The sequence below is a fragment of the Sphingomonas sp. genome (assembly GCF_050725575.1).
Classification (GTDB): domain Bacteria; phylum Pseudomonadota; class Alphaproteobacteria; order Sphingomonadales; family Sphingomonadaceae; genus Sphingomonas.
In genome coordinates this window covers 81657-100001 of record NZ_JBOHHW010000001.1, presented here as the reverse complement: position 1 = coordinate 100001, position 18345 = coordinate 81657, and the positions used below count along the sequence as shown (strand labels likewise).

17 protein-coding genes are annotated in these 18345 nt (G+C 66.7%); 6 read left to right on the top strand and 11 right to left on the bottom strand.

The features are described 5' to 3' along the window. Positions 1–131: 131 nt before the first annotated feature. From ACRECS_RS00405 to ACRECS_RS00370, 8 genes are read right to left on the bottom strand one after another with little or no spacing between them, the layout of a single operon-like run. A complete protein-coding gene (locus tag ACRECS_RS00405) occupies positions 132–1340 on the bottom strand; it encodes a glycosyltransferase family 4 protein (RefSeq protein ID WP_431580972.1) in 1209 nt (402 codons plus the stop codon). Further along, the gene (locus ACRECS_RS00400; RefSeq protein ID WP_431580971.1) at positions 1337–2671 is read right to left on the bottom strand and encodes an O-antigen ligase family protein; all 1335 of its coding nucleotides are present in this window, start codon (positions 2669–2671) and stop codon (positions 1337–1339) included. The genes ACRECS_RS00405 and ACRECS_RS00400 overlap by 4 nt, the downstream gene beginning before the upstream one ends. Then, positions 2649–4661, bottom strand: coding sequence for a hypothetical protein (locus tag ACRECS_RS00395; RefSeq protein ID WP_431580970.1), 2013 nt, complete (start codon positions 4659–4661; stop codon positions 2649–2651). The genes ACRECS_RS00400 and ACRECS_RS00395 overlap by 23 nt, the downstream gene beginning before the upstream one ends. After that, positions 4658–5464, bottom strand: coding sequence for a polysaccharide biosynthesis/export family protein (locus ACRECS_RS00390; protein WP_431580969.1), 807 nt, complete (start codon positions 5462–5464; stop codon positions 4658–4660). Before ACRECS_RS00390 ends, ACRECS_RS00395 begins: the two co-directional genes overlap by 4 nt. 37 nt (positions 5465–5501) lie before the next feature. Next, positions 5502–6605 (bottom strand): glycosyltransferase, encoded by a 1104-nt coding sequence (locus tag ACRECS_RS00385; RefSeq protein WP_431580968.1) that lies wholly within the window; start codon positions 6603–6605, stop codon positions 5502–5504. Beyond that, positions 6602–8260, bottom strand: coding sequence for a murein biosynthesis integral membrane protein MurJ (murJ, locus tag ACRECS_RS00380; protein ID WP_431580967.1), 1659 nt, complete (start codon positions 8258–8260; stop codon positions 6602–6604). The genes ACRECS_RS00385 and murJ overlap by 4 nt, the downstream gene beginning before the upstream one ends. Next, entirely contained in the window at positions 8257–8931 is a 675-nt protein-coding gene (locus tag ACRECS_RS00375) for an N-acetyltransferase family protein (protein WP_431580966.1), read from the bottom strand. Before ACRECS_RS00375 ends, murJ begins: the two co-directional genes overlap by 4 nt. 44 nt (positions 8932–8975) lie before the next feature. Beyond that, complete coding sequence (locus ACRECS_RS00370; RefSeq protein WP_431580965.1) at positions 8976–10028, bottom strand: lipid II:glycine glycyltransferase FemX; 1053 nt, start codon at positions 10026–10028, stop codon at positions 8976–8978. 100 nt (positions 10029–10128) lie between these two features. Here ACRECS_RS00370 and ACRECS_RS00365 point away from each other — a divergent pair, with 100 nt between their 5' ends. The 3 genes from ACRECS_RS00365 to ACRECS_RS00355 are packed head-to-tail and all read left to right on the top strand — an operon-like array spanning position 10129 to position 13129. Then, complete coding sequence (locus ACRECS_RS00365) at positions 10129–11172, top strand: GNAT family N-acetyltransferase (protein ID WP_431580964.1); 1044 nt, start codon at positions 10129–10131, stop codon at positions 11170–11172. Next, entirely contained in the window at positions 11142–12359 is a 1218-nt protein-coding gene (locus ACRECS_RS00360; protein WP_431580963.1) for a polysaccharide deacetylase family protein, read from the top strand. The genes ACRECS_RS00365 and ACRECS_RS00360 overlap by 31 nt, the downstream gene beginning before the upstream one ends. Before the next feature lie 8 nt (positions 12360–12367). After that, a complete protein-coding gene (locus ACRECS_RS00355; RefSeq protein WP_431580962.1) occupies positions 12368–13129 on the top strand; it encodes a sugar transferase in 762 nt (253 codons plus the stop codon). A 514-nt stretch (positions 13130–13643) separates the two neighbouring features. Here ACRECS_RS00355 and ACRECS_RS00350 read toward each other — a convergent pair. From ACRECS_RS00350 to ACRECS_RS00340, 3 genes are read right to left on the bottom strand one after another with little or no spacing between them, the layout of a single operon-like run. After that, the gene (locus tag ACRECS_RS00350; RefSeq protein WP_431580961.1) at positions 13644–14390 is read right to left on the bottom strand and encodes a heparin lyase I family protein; all 747 of its coding nucleotides are present in this window, start codon (positions 14388–14390) and stop codon (positions 13644–13646) included. A gap of 14 nt (positions 14391–14404) precedes the next feature. Further along, entirely contained in the window at positions 14405–15568 is a 1164-nt protein-coding gene (locus tag ACRECS_RS00345; protein WP_431580960.1) for a glycosyltransferase, read from the bottom strand. Positions 15569–15602: 34 nt separating this feature from the next. Continuing rightward, a complete protein-coding gene (locus ACRECS_RS00340; RefSeq protein WP_431580959.1) occupies positions 15603–15986 on the bottom strand; it encodes a MerC domain-containing protein in 384 nt (127 codons plus the stop codon). Between the two features lie 79 nt (positions 15987–16065). Between ACRECS_RS00340 and ACRECS_RS00335 the strand changes: the two genes are divergently transcribed. The 3 genes from ACRECS_RS00335 to ACRECS_RS00325 all read left to right on the top strand — a co-directional run bounded on the left by ACRECS_RS00335 (position 16066) and on the right by ACRECS_RS00325 (position 18278). Then, positions 16066–16704, top strand: coding sequence for a DUF1826 domain-containing protein (locus ACRECS_RS00335; protein ID WP_431580958.1), 639 nt, complete (start codon positions 16066–16068; stop codon positions 16702–16704). A 141-nt stretch (positions 16705–16845) separates the two neighbouring features. After that, complete coding sequence (locus ACRECS_RS00330; RefSeq protein WP_431580957.1) at positions 16846–17304, top strand: RNA polymerase sigma factor; 459 nt, start codon at positions 16846–16848, stop codon at positions 17302–17304. Beyond that, the gene (locus ACRECS_RS00325; RefSeq protein ID WP_431580956.1) at positions 17301–18278 is read left to right on the top strand and encodes a FecR family protein; all 978 of its coding nucleotides are present in this window, start codon (positions 17301–17303) and stop codon (positions 18276–18278) included. The genes ACRECS_RS00330 and ACRECS_RS00325 overlap by 4 nt, the downstream gene beginning before the upstream one ends. Positions 18279–18345 lie beyond the last annotated feature (67 nt).

Genomic DNA, 18345 nt, shown 5'->3' with positions numbered 1-18345 from the left:
GGCGGCAGAACCTGCACAACAACCGTTCGCCCTGAGCTTGTCGAAGGGCCGTTCTTGCTTCGGCGCCGAGAGAGAAGGACGGTGCTTCGACAAGCTCAGCACAAACGGGGATGGGTAGCGTAGTTGGGCTGTCAGCCCGCGAACAGCGCCAGCTGCCGCGCGGCATTCACCGCCAGATCGAACTCGGCTGCGACATGCGCCCGCCCGCGGCGCGCCATCGCCAGCGCGGCCTGCGGATCGCGTTGTACGCGCAGCAATGCCTCGGCCAGCGCATGGGCATCGCCCGGCGCGACCAGCAGGCCGGTATCGCCGTCGCGGATCAGCTCGGGGATGCCGGAAATGGCGGTGGTGATCGCCGGGCGCTGATAGGCGAGCGCCTCGATCATCACATTGGGGATGCCCTCCTGCCGGCCATTGGGCCCGATCACGCTCGGCGCGACGCACACGCTGGCCTGGCCATAGGCAGCGGCGACTGCCTCGAACGGCCGCATGCCGAGGAAGCGCACGCGGTCGGACAGGCCAAGTGCTTCCGCCTTTGCGCGCAATGCCTCGGCGCTCGGGCCATGCCCGATCAGCTCGCAACGCCAGTCGCCGAGCGCCGGCCCCGCCTCGACCAGCGCATCGAGCAGATGCTGCACGCCCTTCTTCGGCTCGAGCGCGCCGACATAGAGGATGCGGAACGGCGCGGTCGACGGCACCGTGTCGACCGGCGTGATCCGCGTCACATCGACGCTCGAATGGATCACCTGAATGTCGCGCGCTGCCATCCCGGCGACCTTGTCCTTCAGGAAGGCGCGGCCGAAGTCGCTGACCGTGCGGACCATCGCCGCTTCGCCCAGCTTGGCGTCGAGCAGTTGCTGGGTGCGGAAGATGTCGTGCGCCCGGCAGCTGACCGAATAGGCCGGGCCGCCGAGCCGGTGGCCGATCCATGCCGCGGTGGCGGGATGGCCGGCGAACTCGGCATGGACATGCGCCGCACCCCAGTCCTTCGCGTCCGCGGCGATCGCCAGTGCCTTGGGGGCAAGCGCGAGCGACTTCAGTGCGATCTTCGGATGCGCGCGATAGGCCCAGGCGATCTGCAGTAATGTGCGGCCGAGCACCAATGGATGGCGCAATGCCGCGCGCGCGAACGCCGCCAGTGCGGGGCCGCCGAGCAGCGCGATCGGCCTGACCCAGCCGCGCGTCGGCTCGGCAAAGGCATGGAGCGTCTGGCCATGACGGAACGCGGTCAGGTGATAGAGCCTGATCTCGGTGCCCAGCTCGGCGAACTTGACCAGGTCGCGATAGATGAAGGTCTCGGTCGACTTGGGATATTCGGTGACGATCACGGCCAGCTTCATGCCTGTGCTTCCTCGCCCGCGCGCAGCCGCCCGCACTGGATCGCCAGCGCGAACAGCAGCCAGAGATAGCGCAGATCCTTGTGCGGCATGAAGAAGCACGCGACCAGCAGCGCCGCCAGCGTGATCGCGACGGCATAGCTGCCGCTGGCGAGCAGCTTCGATGCGCCCGTCTCGAACCCGCGCCGCGCGGCGCGGAGCGCGGTGACGATCAGTGCGGCGAAGATCGCGAAGCCGACCAGGCCATATTCAGTCGCGACATCGACATAGGTGTTGTGCAGCTCGCGCGGATAAAGCTCGCGCCCGGGCATGTAGCGATAGGCGTCCTGGATATAGTGAAGCGGGAAATTGCCCGGCCCGACCCCCCAGATCGGCGATCCGCCGATCAGGTCGGCGCCGATGCGCAAATAGGTGATGCGGCGATAGAGCGTCTGGTCCTTGCCGAAGTCACCGATCGCGGCGAAGCGCTCGATCAGCGTGGGGGGCGCGAACAGGATCGCGGTCGCGCCGACGATCACGGCGCCGGCGACGATCACCGGGAAATAGCTGCGCGAGCGAAAGCCGAGCAGCACCAGCCCGCCGCCGACGCCAAGCCCCATGATCGCGCTGCGCGCCGACATCAGCGCCAGCGCGGCACTGCCGACCAGCAGCACGCCGGCGAACATCAGCCGCCCGCGCTTCTCGCCGGCGAAGAGCAGGCCCATCGCCAGCACCACGCCGACCATCAGCATCTGCGCGGCGGTGGTCGGGTTCTGGTCCGACCCGCCCGACGAGCGCGCAACGCCGTCGAAATCGGCCGAGACGGCGGCGAGCGCAGTCGCGACCAGCCGCGTGCCGGTCTTCGCCTCGATGATGACGATCGCCGCCGACAGCCCGGCCGCCGCGATCATCGCCCACAGCACCGCGTGGATCTTCCACGGCTTGTCGACGATCAGGAACACCGCACAGGCCGGCAGCACGGCGGTCGCGAAATGCGAGAGATACTTCATGCCTTCCGATTGATGCTCGGACAGAGTCCAGCACACGATCGCCCAGAGCGGCACCAGCAGGACCAGGCGGATGCCGGTGCTGCCGGTCGCCATCGCCGGCGTCTCGCGACCGACGATCACCGCCAGCATGGCGCAGGCGCCCAGCGCGCCGATAACGATCTCGAGCAGCGAGACCGGCGACCCGCCCGACAGCCGGTTGGCGACCGCGTCGAGCTGCCCGAAAAAGGCGAACAGGCAAAGCATGAACAATGCCGCGATCCGGATCGGCGCGGCATTGACGGCGCTGGTCGGGATCGTCGGCCAGTCGGCGACGGGCGTGGCGTTATCCGCCGATCGCGACGACATAAGCCCGCCTCGACACCAGGCCGTCGATGTCGCGGCTGCAGGCGCGGGCGCGGGCGATCGCGCTTTCGCCCGGATCGACGCCGGCCGCCATCACGACATCGATCGCGCCCGCGCGGGTCAGCATCTCGCGGCTGCCGCTTTCGCCAAGCCCGCCGCCATAGATCAGCGGCTTGGTGCCCGGCTCGTCCTGCGCCGGGACCGCCGCCGCGCCGGTCGCATCGAAGGTCCGGACCGTGACGCCCTGATCGTGCAGATGCTGATGGATCAGGCGGTAGAGGTTGCGCGCGTCGCTGTCATGCGTGTCGCTCGCGACCAGGACGGGGCGGCCGTCCGCGACCAGCGGGCCGGCGAGCCAGGTCGCGATATGCGGCGCGAGCCAGGCCTGCTCATCCGGATCATAGCCCTGGGCGTCGGCGGGCCGGGGCAGCACCTGGGGGAAGAGATGATCGTCACCGATCTTGCGCTCGGCGACGACCGACGGCGCCTCGACGATGGGGGCGACCGGCTCTTCCTCGACCCAGTCGTCCGGTTCCGGCGCATAGGCGACGGCCTGCGCCACGGCCGTGTCGGCGGCAAAGGCGCTGCCCGGCCGGATCGTCCAGCCTTGCGACGAAGATGCCGAGTGATAGGCATGGACCGGGCGGGCGGTCTCGGCCTCCGGCGGCACTTCCGCTCTCACCTCGGCGGGAACGGCGACAGCATCGGTGTCGTCCTCTTCGTCTTCTGCCTCTTCCTGATCTTCATCCTCGCTCGTGCGCGGCGTCCGGATCGGTCCGGGGCCAAGCAGCAGCAGCGCACACCCGGCGAGCGCGCAGCCGGCGAGGAAACCGAGCGCGGTGTTGAGCAGCATCTTGGGCGAGCTGCGCACCAGTGGCGGCACAGCGCGTTCGATCAGCTGGATGCGCGGCCCGTTGGCGACGTTCTCGACTTCGCTGAAGCTGGCACGTTCGGTCAGCGAGGCGACCTCGGCCTGGAGCGCGGCGGCGCGGTCGTCGAGCGTCTTGACGCGATCGTCGCTCAGGCCAAGCCGGGCGAGCTGGCCGTCGATATCGCCGATGCGGCGCTGCCGGATCGCAATGCCGTCGCGCAGCCCGGCGCCGCGCGGGCCCTCGACCGCGAGCGTCTGTTCGAGCACTTGCTGGGCCGAGGTGAGCTTGCCGCTCGATTGCTGCCGCAGCCCGGCGACCTGCCCCTGGTTCGCTTTCAGCGTGGCGAGATCGTTGGTCAGCTGCGCCTGTTCGCCCAGCCGCGCCTCGAGCAGCGATTGTTTCTGGCGGTCGATATCGACGATGCCGAGCGACTTCTTCAGCGCGCGCGATTGCGCGATCGCCGTTGCCAGCTCGACCTTCTTCGCGTCGAGCTTTGCGGTCAGCGATCCGGCGATCTGCGTGCCCGATGCGCGCGACATCCGCTCGGCACGCGCGATGATGGCATCGGCCAGCGCGTTCGAGAACCAGGCCGCCGATTGCGGGTCGTCCCATGTGACGGTGATGCGGATCAGATAGGTGCCCTCGACCGTCTCGATCAGGGTGTATTTGATCACCGCGTCGATCAGCTGGTCCTTGAGCGATGCTTGCGGCGCCAGGCCATAATTGAGCCGTGAATAGATCGCGCCCGGGCTCCACGGATTGGGCACCGACCATTTGGTGATCCACGCCTCGGGGGTGATCCCGGCCTTTGCCGCCTGTTCCGCGATATAGCGGTCGACGATCGGCTCGACGATCGGGCGAGTATGCGCGAATTCGGCATAGGTCTGGAGCAGCACGCTGCCGCCGTCGAAGGTCGATCCACGCACGAAGCGGTTGGCATAGCCCAGCTCTTCGCTGGTCGGCACGATGTTGAGCCGCGACGCGCTTTCGAATTGCGGGTCGTTGGCGAGCACCAGCGTGCTGAACAGCCACGCACCCAGCGTGCAGCCAATGACCAGTCCGAAGACCAGCCGCCACCGCGACAATATGATGCGCAGATATTGAAGGCCGAGTGGGGTCATTGGAGCAGGGTGACCGCGGAGCCGACCGTGATGCCGTTGAACCCGATGATCTGGCGGATCTGACGTGCTCGATCGACGTCGCGCGCGATCTTGGTCGGCGGCACGATCAGAATGCTGAACGGGCTGAGATAGCCAAGCGAATTGGCATCGCCGGTCAGCACCGCGCGCAGGTCGACCATGCGCGCGACCAGATGGTCGTCGACCGGCTGCAGCAGGACGACGCGCGACAGATCGGCATCGCGGTTGCCGCCGCCGGACCGCGCCAGCCCCTCATACAGGCTGATGCCTTCGCGATAGGGATAGTTGCCTGGCTTCATCACTTCGCCGAGCACGAAGATCTCGGGCAGCGGCGGTGGGCGGTTATATTCGAGCACCGAAATCGCGACCGACGGCTGTTTCAGCTTGGGGCGATAGAGTGTGGTCAGCCTGGCCTGCAACTGCTCCACGGTCAGGCCCTTGGTCTGGATCGGCGCCAGCAACGGCGGGCTGATCAACCCGGATAATTGCACGCGCTGGTCCGATGTCAGCAGCGGAGCATAGGGGAAGCTCAAACGGATCAGGTCATTGGGGTGGAAATCGCCGTTCAGCGCGAAATGATCCTCCAGCTTCGCGCTGACGTCGCGCGCCAGGTCGAGGCTTGGCCGTTCCAGCGGGATCGACGGGGCGGGCGCATAGTTCAACGCCGGCGCGCAGCTCGCCAGCACGCCGAGTGCGGACAAGGCGATGACCAGGCGCGGAGCTGGAAGGGTTCGCAATATCGTCGGCAAGGGACCCACCTGATCATCGGCTTTGGGCGAAGGCACCCATCAGCATCCTTGGCAGAACGGCGTAACTTTATTGTTAACCCGCCGTTGACCGCGCCGCGAGCAGCTCGCTCGCCAACGCCTCGAACCGGCGCGTCGCGCCGTCGATCGCAAAATCGCGTGCGGTTTCCAGCGCCGGCGCGCGCACCGCGTTCAACAACGCCGGGTCGGCAAGCAGCCGGGTGATGTCGGCGGCAATCGCCAGCGGATTGTCGGGTTCGACCAGAAAGCCGTTCGCGCCGTCGCGGATGAAGGTCTGGGGTCCCCCGGCGGCGGCGGCGAGCACCGGCACGCCGGCTGCCATCGCCTCGATCAGGACATTGCCGAACCCCTCGCGCCGCGACGCCAGGACGAACAGGTCGGCGTCACCGATCGCCGCGGTGACATTGTCGGCATGGCCCTTCAGGGTCACCACGTCGCCGAGATCATCCTCATCGATCCGCATCTGCAGATCGTGTCGCAACGGGCCGTCGCCGAAAATGTCGAGCCTGAACTCGGCTCCCGCGGCGCGGAGCAGCACACAGGCGTCAATCAGAGTGTCGAACCCCTTTGCCGTGACCAGCCGCCCGACCGACACGATCCGCGCCGGTCGTCCGGGCGTGCGAGAGGGGAGCGGCGATACGACCGACGGCACCACCGGATTGGGCAGAGTCCGCGTCGCGATCGGCCGGCCGATCACTTCGGCCAGCTCGGTCGCGATCCGCCCGGTCGGGACCACGATCGCGGCCGCGCGTGGATAGAGCCAGCGCATCGCGCGCTGCCGGATCCAGGGCAGCTTGGCGCTTGCCAGATAATGCTGCGGGGGCGTGTGTTCCGATACGATGCGCACGGTCCGCTTGCCGTCGCGCGCGGCGAGCAGTGCAAGGTTCATCGCGTTGGTCGCGCTATAGGCGAGCGCGATATCGTGTTCGGCCAGCGCCGCCGCGATATGGCGCGGCAAGTGCAGCGCGCGATGCGCGCCGAGTGCGATCGGGGTCACGTCGGCCGGCAAGCGGTCGAGGAACGGGCCCTCCACCCGGGTCAGGAACAGATGGGGCGTGAAACGGTCGCGATCGAGCGCGGTGAGATAGTTGAGCACCACCCGTTCCGCGCCGCCGGCGCGGAAATGCGGCAGCAGGAACGCGATACGTTGCGGCGTCATGCGGCGCGGCGCCTGAATTTCCTGGCGGCAATGCCCCCCAGGATCGCCCGTGCCTTGGCGAGTTCAGGCACATGGAGCAGGATCGCCGCACCGATATACAGCGCGACCACGACACCGCCGATCGCGATCAGCAGCAAGAGGCGCGCGAATGTCGTCTCGGCAGCCGGCGCAAAAATCCACAACGAATAGGCACCCGCCGCCGCCACCGCGCCGCATAGTGCGGTGCGGGCGAAATCGACCAGCTGGACGATCATGTCGAACTCACGGAAGCGCCGGGTCGCGACGAATTGCGCCAGCGCGAACGCCAGCAGCGTCGATACCGCCGCTGCCCAGGCGATCCCGACCGCGCCATAGGCCGGCGCCGCGAACGCCAGCATCAGCCCACGGATGGCGAGCCCACCAATCGCGATCACCAACAGGTCACGCAGGCTGGGCGCGCGCGGATCGGCATAGATCGCCAGGGTGATCGCGCCCATCGGCGCGAGAAAGATCGCCGCAGCCGCATAGCCGGCGGTCGTACCGGTGGCGAGCGCGATGCTGTGCGCGTCGAACGCGCCGTGACCGAACAGGATCGTCACCATCAGTTGCGCGCCGATCATCATCCCGATCGACACCGGCATTTGCGCGAAGAAGGCGATGCGTTGAAACCGCGCCAGCCCTGTCGACGCTTCGGCCGGATCCGGGTGCTGCATCGCGCGTACCAGTTCGGGCTGGAGCACGGTATTGAGGCTCGACATCAGCAGGCCGGGGACCAGCGACACCAGCCGCGCGCCATATTCCAGCGCAGCGACACCCCCCGCCGGCGCAGTCGAGGCGACCGCGAAATCGAGCAGCGAGCAAGCCTGGAAATAGGCGTTCAGCACGATCGCCGCCGCCACCCCGCCGCCCAGCGCCGCGGCGGGCGAGACTCCAGTCCCGGTCTGCGCACCGACCTGGCTGCCATCTTCGGTGTCGTCACCGGACTGCGACGCCAACAGGCTTTCCGGGCGCCGCCGCACGATTGGCCAGGCGCCCACGAACAGGATGGCGGTGCCGACGATCCCGGAAACCAGCATCGTCCACGCGCCGGCGATGATCCCCAATGGAGGGATGGCGACCGCGAGGACGAACACCAGGATCGCGCGCTGGACGATATTGGTGCCTTCGCTCAGCCAGTAGCGCCGGTTCGCCTGAAGGACGGCGACCAGCAGCGATCCGATCACCGCGACGGGCAGCAACGGCATCATAATCGCCATCATCCGCGCGGTCAGGTCATGTCGTTCACCGGTAAAGCCCGGTGCGAACGCGCTGACCAAAGCCGATGGCACCAGCGTCCCGGCCAGCGTCAGCAGGACGAACAAGATGACGAACACATAGACCCGCCGCGGCAAGCCGTGAATCGACAGATGCTCGCCGCGATCGATCTTCGAGACGACCGATGGCATCACGATATGGCCGACCAGCTTGCGGATCGCATCGGCGAACCCGACCGTTGTACGCCGTGCGAGAAAGAAGGCGTCGAGCTGGCCGCTGGTGCCGAAACGGTTGGCGAGCAGCACCGATACGAGGAAGCTCAACCCGATATCGATCCCGCGAATCGCCGCCACCACGACGGTGGAGCGCACCAGCGTGGCCGTCGCTTCGCGCCTGGGTGTCGGTGTCGCGGTACCGCTCATCCGCGGATCATCTTTCGGTCTTTCGGATTGGTCGTGCCGAGGACGCCGTCATAGCGCGACATGGTTGTCCAGCGCCATCCGAACAGATGGAAATGGACCACTTTCACGCCGCGCTCGCGATAGCCCATGCGCAGCTGGATCAGATAGGAGGGCCGGTTGTCCCGGTCGACCACCCCGAACGTACGGTCGATCCCGAGCGCGGGAAAATTGTTCAGCATGTACCGGCACATCGGAAAGGCGACGTTGCGCCGCCGGTCGGCCGGATCGACCAGCCAGCAATAATGATAGCCCTCCCGTTCGCGCACCGGATAATGTTCGCGCGCGACAGGATCGTGATGATCCGTGAGCGACAGCCAGACGCAACCGATCGCGACGCCCTCGTCGAGCACGAAGATGCCGACCTTGCCGCTCTCCAGCATGGCCGCGAACCCGGCGTCGCGCCAGGCGAGCCAGTCGTTGAGCGGCGGCAGTTCCTCGCCCTTGCGCACCGTCCTGAACGACAGCCAGGACGGAGTCTGGGCGCCGTCGCCGACTACGCTCCACCCGGCCTGATATTCGACGATCACGCTGGTACTGCGGCGCATGACCCGGTCGGCGAACAGCTTGCGCAGCGTCGCGGTGATGCCGAGCTCGCGGAAGCGCTGGATCAGGCGTTGGCTCTTGGTGGCCATGGAACTGCTCATGGATGAGGGGAGGGATGTATCGGATGCCATGATTACGCCGCCGCACGCACCGCGCGATAGATCTGCCGCGCGTTGAACAACAAAGTATGGGCGAGTGGTTTCAGCGCCGCGACATGGACCGGCGGCATCACCCGGCGAGTCGGCGCGAACGCGCTCTTGAACTGCGACCGGTTGGCTTCGCCGCCATCCGCTGCGTCGGCGACCGGCAGGCCGGCAAGATCATAGCCGATACAGCCCATCTCGCGTGCGAGCCGCATTCCCTCCCATAGCAACGGATAGGATCGCGGCACCGACGGGTCATCGTCCGACGTCGCCAGCGACAGCCAGATCGCCTCATCAGCCTGACGGACGAAAACATGACCGCCGATCACGACCCCGTCGCGTTCGGCCAGCAGCACCGCACCGCCCAGCCGTTCGACCAGCGCCGCCTGACCCGCCGCATCGGGCAGGCCGTTCATGTCATAATCGGCCTTGGCCGCGCGGAAGGCATCGAGCACGTGCTGATAGGCAGCGACATCCGCCGCACCGGTCGCGAGACGAACCGTAACGCCTGCCTTGGCGGCCGCCTTGAGCTGACGGCGGCCGCGCTGCTTGAAGCTGGCCAGCACTTCCTCTTCCGGCTTGTCGAGCCAGACGATGCCGGTGGCGCTGTGCAGGGGCTGGCGGTGCGTGGGCAGCGGCGCGAAACCGGCGCCGCGCAAAGCCTCGGCCATGGTCGGCAAGTCGCGTCCGCGCACGCGTGGTGCGAGCTGCATCGTGCAGCACCCCTGCGCCGCCGCTGTCCTGGCCAGGCTCGACAGGACGGTTGCGAACAAGGCCGCGTCATGGACGATCGGCCCGCGTTGCACGGTGCCGAGCCAGCGCCCGGCGAACAGGCGCGTGCGGCGGACTACAGCCGTCCCGACCAACGTGTCGCCATCGAGACAGCGGAAGAACAGATAGTCCTGCACCTTGCTGTGCGGGACGGCATCCACCCAGGCGCGACTTTGCTGATAGGCGGCAAACGGACTTTCCGACGCAAAGCGATCGAACACAACTCCGGACTCGACGTCCAGATCGCTCGACAGATGGGCCGTTACTTGCATACACTGTGATCCTGCGGCGGTCCCAAGTTCACAAAAAATTACTGTTATCCACGTACGGTCTATTAACCGAGGTGAGTTGCCGAGAGATTAAATCCGCAAGATGACTTTGCCCCTGCCTTCCGAACATTTCGCCGTATCGGCTCCGGACGCGGAAGCGTTCCACCTGAGCGCAGGGTGGTTCGAGTCGTGGCGGAGTGCCTATCTGGCGCCGGGCATGACGGCCTGCGTGATCGACGGATTGCCGATGGTCGCCGATCGCGGACGGCTGGGACCGGTCGGCTATGCGCGGCTGCGCGCGCAGACCAATGTCCATTCCGCGCTGTTCGATCTGCCGGCCAGCCAGCCGATCGCCGATACGCTGTTCGACCGGCTGCTCGGCGATCGCGACCTGGTGACGATCGATTATGTGACCGGCGAGTCGCGATTGCTCGCGGCGGCACGGCGCTGGCCGGCCGACCGCGTGGCGATCCGCCCACACGCGCTGTCGCCGCTGGCCGATTGCCGCACGCCTTACGAACAATGGCGCGCGCGGCGCAGCAAGCGCGCGCGCCAGCGCTGGTCCGGGCTGGAGAGCAAGCTGGTCGACGGGCAGGGGATGCGGTTCGACATCTTCGACGGGCGTACCGGCCTGCAGTCCTTGCTCGACGAGATCTTCGCGGTCGAGCAATCGGGCTGGAAGGGGCGGGAAGGCACATCGATTCGCGACAATCCGTCCGACCTCCTCTTCTATACCCGGCTTGCCGAGCGCGCCGCCGCGGCCGGTGCGCTGCGGATCGCGGTGCTGAAACAGGCAGAGCGCATCGTCGCGTTCGAATATGGCATATTGGGCGGCGACCGGTTGTTCCTGCTCAAGGTCGGCTATGACGAGCGTTTTGCGGAGTTCTCGATCGGCCATGTCCTGGCGGTGATGCATATCCGGCACTGCTGCGACGATCCGGCGATCGCATGGTACGACAATATGGGTAACGGGATGACGCCCGGAACACATAAGCTGCGTTTTGCCGACATCGTCGATACGCTCTACCGCATCACGCTTTATGGCGACGGCTGGCGGGGACGGCTGATGCACTATTATCATGCCGGCCGCGACCGCGCGAAGCAGGCGCGCGACTATTGGCGCACGCGATCGGCGCAGCCGGCATGACGCGCAAGCAGGATCGCCTTCGCCGCGTCACCTTATGGTCGCTGCTGATCGTCGGCGGCGCGGTGCTGTCGGCCTATATCTGGGATCTGTCATTCGGCCTTGCCGCCGCCGCCATTCCCGTGCTCGCCGCCCTGGTCCTCGGACATCGGCGGATGATGGGGCCAAAGGGTGTGGCCGTGCTGACCTATCATTCGGTCAGCGCGGAACAGGCCTGGCTGCCCTGGTCGCGCGAGATATCGGTTCACCCGGCGACGTTCGAGCGGCATCTCGCAACGCTCCACAAAATGGGCTGCGGAATCGTCGGCACGCGCGACTATCTCGATCGCCGGCTGGCGGGCGAAGCGCCGCCGGGCGACACGGTGATCCTCCATTTCGACGACGGTTATCTCGACAATTGGCAGAATGCCGTACCCGCGCTCGATCGGTACGGGATGCGCGCGACCTTTTTCGTGTCGCTGAACTTCATCGCACCGGGGAAACGCGTGCGCGCCCGCGACGGCGACACGAGCGGTTATATGAACTGGACCGAGATCGCCGCGATCGAGGAACATCCCCTGTTCGAGGTCGAGCCGCACGGCGTCGATCATGCGCGCGTGCCGGTTTCCGATCGTCAGGTCGGCCGGCTGACGGCGGACAATTGGCGCAGCCTGGCCTGGATGCAATGGGCCGCGACGCCCGGAGCGAAGCATGACTGGTTCAGGACCGAGCAGCCAGTGGCGGTGCCACTCGGTACCGTCGTTCCCGAATCCGGGCTCGCGCTGGCCGAGCGTGCCTGGACCGTCGATGGGCGTGAGGATCAGTCGAGCCTGGAGCAGCGGATCACCAATGATCTGCAACATTGCCAGGCGGTGTTCGAGCAGCGCCTCGGCCGGTCGCCGCGCATCTTTTGCTGGCCCGAAAACGCCGTGGGGCCCGAGGGCCGCCGGATCGCCGCGGCGCTGGGGTATCGCGCCACGACGGGTGGGCGGGGGCGCAATACGGCGGCCGAGCCGGCCGCGATCATCTCGCGCATCCATATCGGTGACCGCGCGCTTGGGTTCCGCTGGCAGTTCGCGGAAGGGCTGCACCTGCGCGCCACCGTCCGCCTCGCGCAGGGCAATCACTACTGGTATTTGCTGGTTGCTCCGATGAACCGGCTGCGCGCCATCGTCCTGGCGATGCGCGGGCGCTTCGGCCAATTGTCATGAGCGACGATATGTCCCGATCCGATCAACTCCAGCCCGGCAAACCCCAGCCCGACAAACCCCAGCCCGGCAACCTTCAGCCAGAGCGTCGCCGCGACATGGCGCGGCGTGTCCGGTTCGAATCCGACATGCGTGCCGTACCCTTGCCGCTCGAACTCAGGGTGGGGAATTATGCGCGGCTGGTGAAGCCGCAAATCGACCGCGTCATTGCGCTGGTCGCGCTGATCGTCCTGTCGCCGCTGCTGCTGATCGTCGCGATCCTGATCAAGCTGACCGATCGCGGTCCGATCTTCTTCGTCCAGCAGCGCACCGGCTATCTCGGCAAGCGGTTCCCGCTGTTCAAGTTCCGCACCATGGTGCCCAATGCCGAGGCGTTGAAGGAAAGCCTGCGCAGCGCCAATATCCACGGTGCGGATTCGCCCGATTTCAAGCTGATCCATGACCCCCGCGTCACGCCGATCGGACGCATCTTGCGCAAGACCAGCATCGACGAGCTGCCCAATCTGCTCAACATCGTGCGCGGCGAGATGTCGATCGTCGGGCCGCGTCCGACCTCGTTCGACGCGACGACCTATTCGATGTCGCATCTGCCGCGGCTTGCCGCCCGGCCGGGCTTGACGGGATTGTGGCAGGTGTCGGGACGTGCCGATATCGGCTTCGACGAGCGGGTCGAGATGGACATCGCCTATATCCGCACCATGTCGGCGCAGCGCGACCTAGAACTGATGGTCAAGACGGTCAGCGCCGTGCGGCGCGGTGACGGCGCGCACTGATACGGGGCGTCCTCTCAGGGCGGGCGGCGCCCGCCCGGCGTATATTGTGGTTCCCGACATTGAGAAAGAGCGCGCCGGAACAGCCCCGGCACGGGGGGGTATGGCCGATCCTGTGTGAGGGTTGAATCCTCGCCGGCGACGGGCTGCGGCGGGAGATATGGGACACCGGTTGTGTCGTATTTCCGGAGCATGGGCGCGAGACAGGCGCCCGATTGTGCTGAATCCAAGGAAAATCGTTTAAATACAATGGTTTATCGATATATGGGCGATTTCTGGTATCAGCAAAAGCGGCCAAAATCCCGTTCAGCTATAAATGAGATGGATAGCTGGGCGGTCTGACGTACCAAATCCCCTGTTGCCGGCGTGAAAATCGGGGGTCGAACATCCACGCCCCGTTCGCCCTGAGCCTGTCGAAGGGCATGCGCAACGCCTGGGCTTCGGCAGCCCCGGATCAAGTCCGGGGCCGAACGGCCGCCCGAGTGATTCCACCCAGTCCGATGATGCTCCAGGGTCCCTAACGCGCGGGCCGGGCGTTGATTGTGATATTGTCGAAATAGAGCGACACGGGCACAGGGTTGGAATTGGCGGTGATGCCGATCTGGACCCGGTCGATATGGCGCACGGGGAGCGGCATGATCGTCGCGCCCTGTGCCGCCAGGACTTCCTGGCCATTCAGCGTCACGCGGGCCGTGCCGCTATCCTCCAGTCCGACGCGGATGGTCATGACGATCCGGTGCCAGCGATTCGGCGTCAGCACGGGGGCGGTGTCGCGGACCCAGGCATCGGCGATGCCGATCTTCGACCGGTCGATGCGCAGCCGGCCATTGCGCAGATAGAGCCTGATGCCGGGATTGCCTTCCTCGCCGCAGGTCGCGCATTCCAGATCGAGCAGCTGCATCGAATTGATCGGCGTCGCGGCGGGGATGTAGAGATCGAACGCCGTGGTGATGATCGTGCCGACCGGCATCGGACCACTGCGGAAGACGATATCGGCCTTGGCCACGCCCGCGCCCTTGGCCGCCGCCCGGGCGTAGAGCGCGAGGCCGGGCCGGCCCGGCGACGGCGCGGCCGCTACCGTGCCGTTCACTTCCTGGCGGATGGCCCACAGCGCACCGGGGCACGATCCGGTGCACAGCCCGGCATTGAAATTATCGCCGCGCGAGAAGGGCGGTACCGGCGCGCTACTCTGGGCATATACGCCGACGGCGAGAATCGCGCCCAATCCTGTCGCCAGTCCGATCGAGGCAAGATGTCGGTTCATGCTCGTCCTCCCCTTCAGGTCGCGCTCTTGTCGGGGGTCCATTGCGCGTAGCGTCGCCCGAGAGCGAACAGAGTGACGCCTGCGGTAAGTCCTGCCAGGTGCAGCACCGCGCCATAGCCAAGCGCCAGCGGGCGCGGCAGCCGCATCCGGGTGAGAAACCCGACCAGCCCGAGCAGGCAGGCGCCCAGCAGGCCGGCAAAGACCAGCGCCCAGAAGATCGAGCGCCACCCCGGATTGTCGCCGAACGCCAGGATAGCCGAGAGCGGCAGCAGCGGGACCAGCGCGAGCGGGGCGAGCCGCCTGGCGACCTTGTGAAGGACCAGCGCAACCGCATACCAGCCGGTGGCCGCCGGGTTCATCAGCGCGCGCCGCTGCCACAGGCCGGTCAGCCCGCGCACGGTGATCCTGACGCGGCGGCGGAATTGCTGGCGATCGCCGGCGATGCTCTGTTCATGGACGCGCGCATCGGGCGCGAAGGCGATGCGGTACCCCGCCGCAACCGCGCCGGTGCTGATCCAGAAATCGTCGGTGACGCTGGCCGGGACGACCGGCACCAGCGCAGTGCGGATCGCATAGAGGCCGCCATCGGCGGAGATGCAGCCGAACAGCCGGTCCTCGGCGCTGCGCAGAGTCGATTCATACCAGCGGAACAGGATGTCGGATCCGGCGAAGCGGCCGCGCTTGCCCGATCGGATCGTCTCGACCGCGCCGGCGACCGCGCCGACCCGCGGATCGGCGAACGGTGCGATCAGCGCCGGCAGCGTGGCGTCATCGAACAGCGGATCGGCGTCGCTCATCACCACGATATCGCCGCGCGCCATCGGCACGACCTGGTTCAGCGCCGCCGCCTTGCCGCCGCGCGGCAGCCGGATGAGTTGTACACCGCGCGCAGCGAAGCTCTCAACGATCGCCGCGGTCGTGTCGCTCGATCCGTCATCGGCGACCAGGATCTCGCACATGCCGGGCCAGTGCGATGCCGCGGCGATGACGGTTTCGAGCTTCGCATCGATCCGCATCGCTTCATTGTGCGCGCAGATCAGGATCGAGAGCGAAGGGATGCTCTCGGCGGGAGGCACGATCCGCGGTTTGGCGAACGCCGCGGCCGCGGCCAGCACGAGCAGATAGCCGAGATAGACCAGGATCGGCGTCGCCAGCAGGAGGAGCGCGATGATTTCCACGCGCGCACCTTACACGGTAAACCTTGCCGACGCTCTAACGCGCGGCGTGGCGCCGTCGCCAGTTCAACAGATGCGTGCCGGCCAGGGTCAGGCTGCCGATGATCGTCAGCGGCGTTTCCCAGCGCGTGGTACCGAACGGGATCGCGCCGCTGGCAAGCAGCGCCAGTCCGATCGCGCCGGGCACGAGCAGCCAGGTCGTGCCGTGCCGGGTCATGCCGCTGAGCAACGCGATGGCGGAGGCGGGGACGGCAAAGGCAAGGACCCAGAGATGGAAGGATTCGGACACCGGGACGATTGTGGCCAGCGCGGGGAGTGCGGCGAGCAGGAAGGGCAGCGCAAGGCAATGGACCAGGCACAGCAGGGACGCACTCACCGCCGCGCGCTCGACCCAGTCGACTGGCGCTGAGTCATTCTTCATCGTCATATCGCGCTGCACCTTGCTTTTCCGATTTCAGCTCAAGTAATGATAGATCATATCATTACAAGCCAGGACAGGCATGAATCAGGTTTCGACAATTGTCTCAGCACGCCCGGCGGCACCGGTCCTTCCGGTTGCCCATGGTCATATGATTGCCGGATCGGATCCGGCGATATTGCAGCGGATTGCCGATGACGGCATTTCGCTGGCGCTGTGGGAGCGCGCATCTCCGCTTCGGGATGGCGCGCTGGCCGGCTTCGAGGATGCTCGTGTCGTCACCACCGGTGCGCAGGTAGCGGCCGATCTGACGGCCCGATTGATCAACAGCGAGAGCTGGCACGCGCTGCTGATCGCGGATGTCGCGATGCTCGCGCGGCACTTCGCGGCGATCATGCGCAGCGCGTCGATCGAGATCCGGCTCGAGCGGGTGACGGGTCGTGCCTGCTGGAAATGGCATTCGGACTATGTCACCGCGCGGCTGATCTGCACCTATATCGGGCCGGGCACGCAGTGGCTCAGTCGCGGATGCGACCATCCTCCGGCTGCCGGCGACCAGCATCAGCTCGGCACCGGCACGGTCGGCCTGTTCAAGGGCAAGGCCTGGGCCGGGGACAGGGCGATCATCCATCGCTCGCCCCCGCCCGATGCGGCGGACGCGGAGCGGCTGCTGCTGGTCATCGATCCTGTTGCGATGGATGATCGGGAGCAGCGTCTCTGATCCTTCAACGGCCTGCAATCGATCCGTCATAATCGTCGTCTAGGGCACAGGAGGATTGCGGCAAGGTTGCGGGCGTGTGCGGCCTTGGGGTGTCGCTTGCCGGCGGCGAGAGCTTGGGGTGTCATGGCATCGCTGCAGAAAATGCTCCGGAGCGTAGGGCAGGCGTTGCGACGGCGCGGCGTGCCCGATCAGGATATCGATGATATCGTGCACGACGCCTATCTCCGGCTCGCGCACTATGGCAGCGACACTGTGGTTCGCGAGCCCGAGGCGTTCATGGTGCGGGCGGCCTCCAATCTCGCGATCGACGCCAGCCGCCGGCGCGCGCGCTCGCCTTTTGTCGAAACGGACATGGAGTTCGACGTACCCGACGATGCGCCCCGGCCCGACGAGGTGTGGATATCGAGCAAGCGCCTCGAAACGCTGAACGAGGCGTTCGCTGCGCTTGACCCTTTGACAAGACAGATGCTGCGCGCGCAAAGGCTCGAAGGGCTGCGCGTCGATGAGATTGCGCGCTATCATGGCCTGACCAAGAGCGCGGTGGAAAAGAGATTGGCGAAGGGCATGCTGCTCCTGACCAAATGGATGGAAGACGCATGAGCGCGACCGATCCGGCGATGCGGTCAAGCGACGCGATCGCGGCCGAAGCCGCGCTGTGGCTGGTGCGTACCGCCGGCAACCGTGCCGCCGGTCGGCGCGATGCCGGATTCGAACGATGGATCGCGGAGCATCCGCATCACCGCGCTGCCTTTGCCGATGCAGCCGCCGTGTTTCGCGACCTCGGCACGGTCATCGCGCGCGCGCCCGCGCCGAATCCTGCGACTGCAGCCCCGCCCCGCTGGTTTTCGGGGGTTTTGCGTCCCGCATGGGCGGTGGCGGCGATGGCCTGCCTGTTGGCGGTGGTCGCGCTCACCCAGCAATTCCGGGTGACCGATCCGGTCTATGCGACCGCGATCGGCGAGCAGCGGACGATCCGGCTGGCCGATGCGACCAAGGTGGTGCTCAATACCGACACCGAGCTCAAGGTGGATTATGACGCTGAGCGGCGGCGCATCGTGCTGGACCGCGGCGAGGCGCTGTTCGAGGTTGCCCATAACCCCGCCCGGCCTTTCTATGTCGAAGTGGGCAAGGACTATGTCCGCGCGGTCGGGACAGTGTTTACCGTACGCCGCGACGCGCACGGCATCGTGGTCATGCTCTTGAGCGGCAAGGTGGTCGTCGGTGAAACCGGCGCCGCTGAGCCGCGGCTTACGCTGAACCCTGGTGACCGGTTGCGGCTCGGCGTGGGGACCGCCCCGGCGATCGACCGGCCGGTGATCGACGATGTCACCGCATGGCGGCGCGGACAATTGGTGTTCAATGCGACACCGGTGCCGGTGGCGGTCGCGGAGATGAACCGTTACAGCGCACGGCCGGTCGTGCTGCGCGAGGTGCTGCCCGGCAACGCGCGGCTGAGCGGCGTTTTCGAAACCGGCGAGAGCGAGGCGTTCGCACGCAATCTTGCCGCGATCTATGGCCTCAGGGCGGTTGAGACCGCCGACGGCCATGTGCTGCAGGGCGCGCCGGCGCGGTAACGCCAAAGCCTGCATTCAACATTGAAAAAAAATCTTGCCGCCTCGGTGTGGTTTGAACGGCATCGTT

What these genes read in the sequence shown, in the direction of transcription:
- ACRECS_RS00405 (WP_431580972.1), bottom strand. Translation starts at nt 1,340, where the DNA reads ATGAAGCTGGCCGTGATCGTCACCGAATATCCCAAGTCGACCGAGACC.
- ACRECS_RS00400 (WP_431580971.1), bottom strand. Translation starts at nt 2,671, where the DNA reads ATGTCGTCGCGATCGGCGGATAACGCCACGCCCGTCGCCGACTGGCCG.
- ACRECS_RS00395 (WP_431580970.1), bottom strand. Translation starts at nt 4,661, where the DNA reads ATGACCCCACTCGGCCTTCAATATCTGCGCATCATATTGTCGCGGTGG.
- ACRECS_RS00385 (WP_431580968.1), bottom strand. Translation starts at nt 6,605, where the DNA reads ATGACGCCGCAACGTATCGCGTTCCTGCTGCCGCATTTCCGCGCCGGC.
- murJ (WP_431580967.1), bottom strand. Translation starts at nt 8,260, where the DNA reads ATGAGCGGTACCGCGACACCGACACCCAGGCGCGAAGCGACGGCCACG.
- ACRECS_RS00375 (WP_431580966.1), bottom strand. Translation starts at nt 8,931, where the DNA reads ATGGCCACCAAGAGCCAACGCCTGATCCAGCGCTTCCGCGAGCTCGGC.
- ACRECS_RS00370 (WP_431580965.1), bottom strand. Translation starts at nt 10,028, where the DNA reads ATGCAAGTAACGGCCCATCTGTCGAGCGATCTGGACGTCGAGTCCGGA.
- ACRECS_RS00365 (WP_431580964.1), top strand. Translation starts at nt 10,129, where the DNA reads ATGACTTTGCCCCTGCCTTCCGAACATTTCGCCGTATCGGCTCCGGAC.
- ACRECS_RS00355 (WP_431580962.1), top strand. Translation starts at nt 12,368, where the DNA reads ATGTCCCGATCCGATCAACTCCAGCCCGGCAAACCCCAGCCCGACAAA.
- ACRECS_RS00350 (WP_431580961.1), bottom strand. Translation starts at nt 14,390, where the DNA reads ATGAACCGACATCTTGCCTCGATCGGACTGGCGACAGGATTGGGCGCG.
- ACRECS_RS00340 (WP_431580959.1), bottom strand. Translation starts at nt 15,986, where the DNA reads ATGAAGAATGACTCAGCGCCAGTCGACTGGGTCGAGCGCGCGGCGGTG.
- ACRECS_RS00335 (WP_431580958.1), top strand. Translation starts at nt 16,066, where the DNA reads ATGAATCAGGTTTCGACAATTGTCTCAGCACGCCCGGCGGCACCGGTC.
- ACRECS_RS00330 (WP_431580957.1), top strand. Translation starts at nt 16,846, where the DNA reads ATGCTCCGGAGCGTAGGGCAGGCGTTGCGACGGCGCGGCGTGCCCGAT.
- ACRECS_RS00325 (WP_431580956.1), top strand. Translation starts at nt 17,301, where the DNA reads ATGAGCGCGACCGATCCGGCGATGCGGTCAAGCGACGCGATCGCGGCC.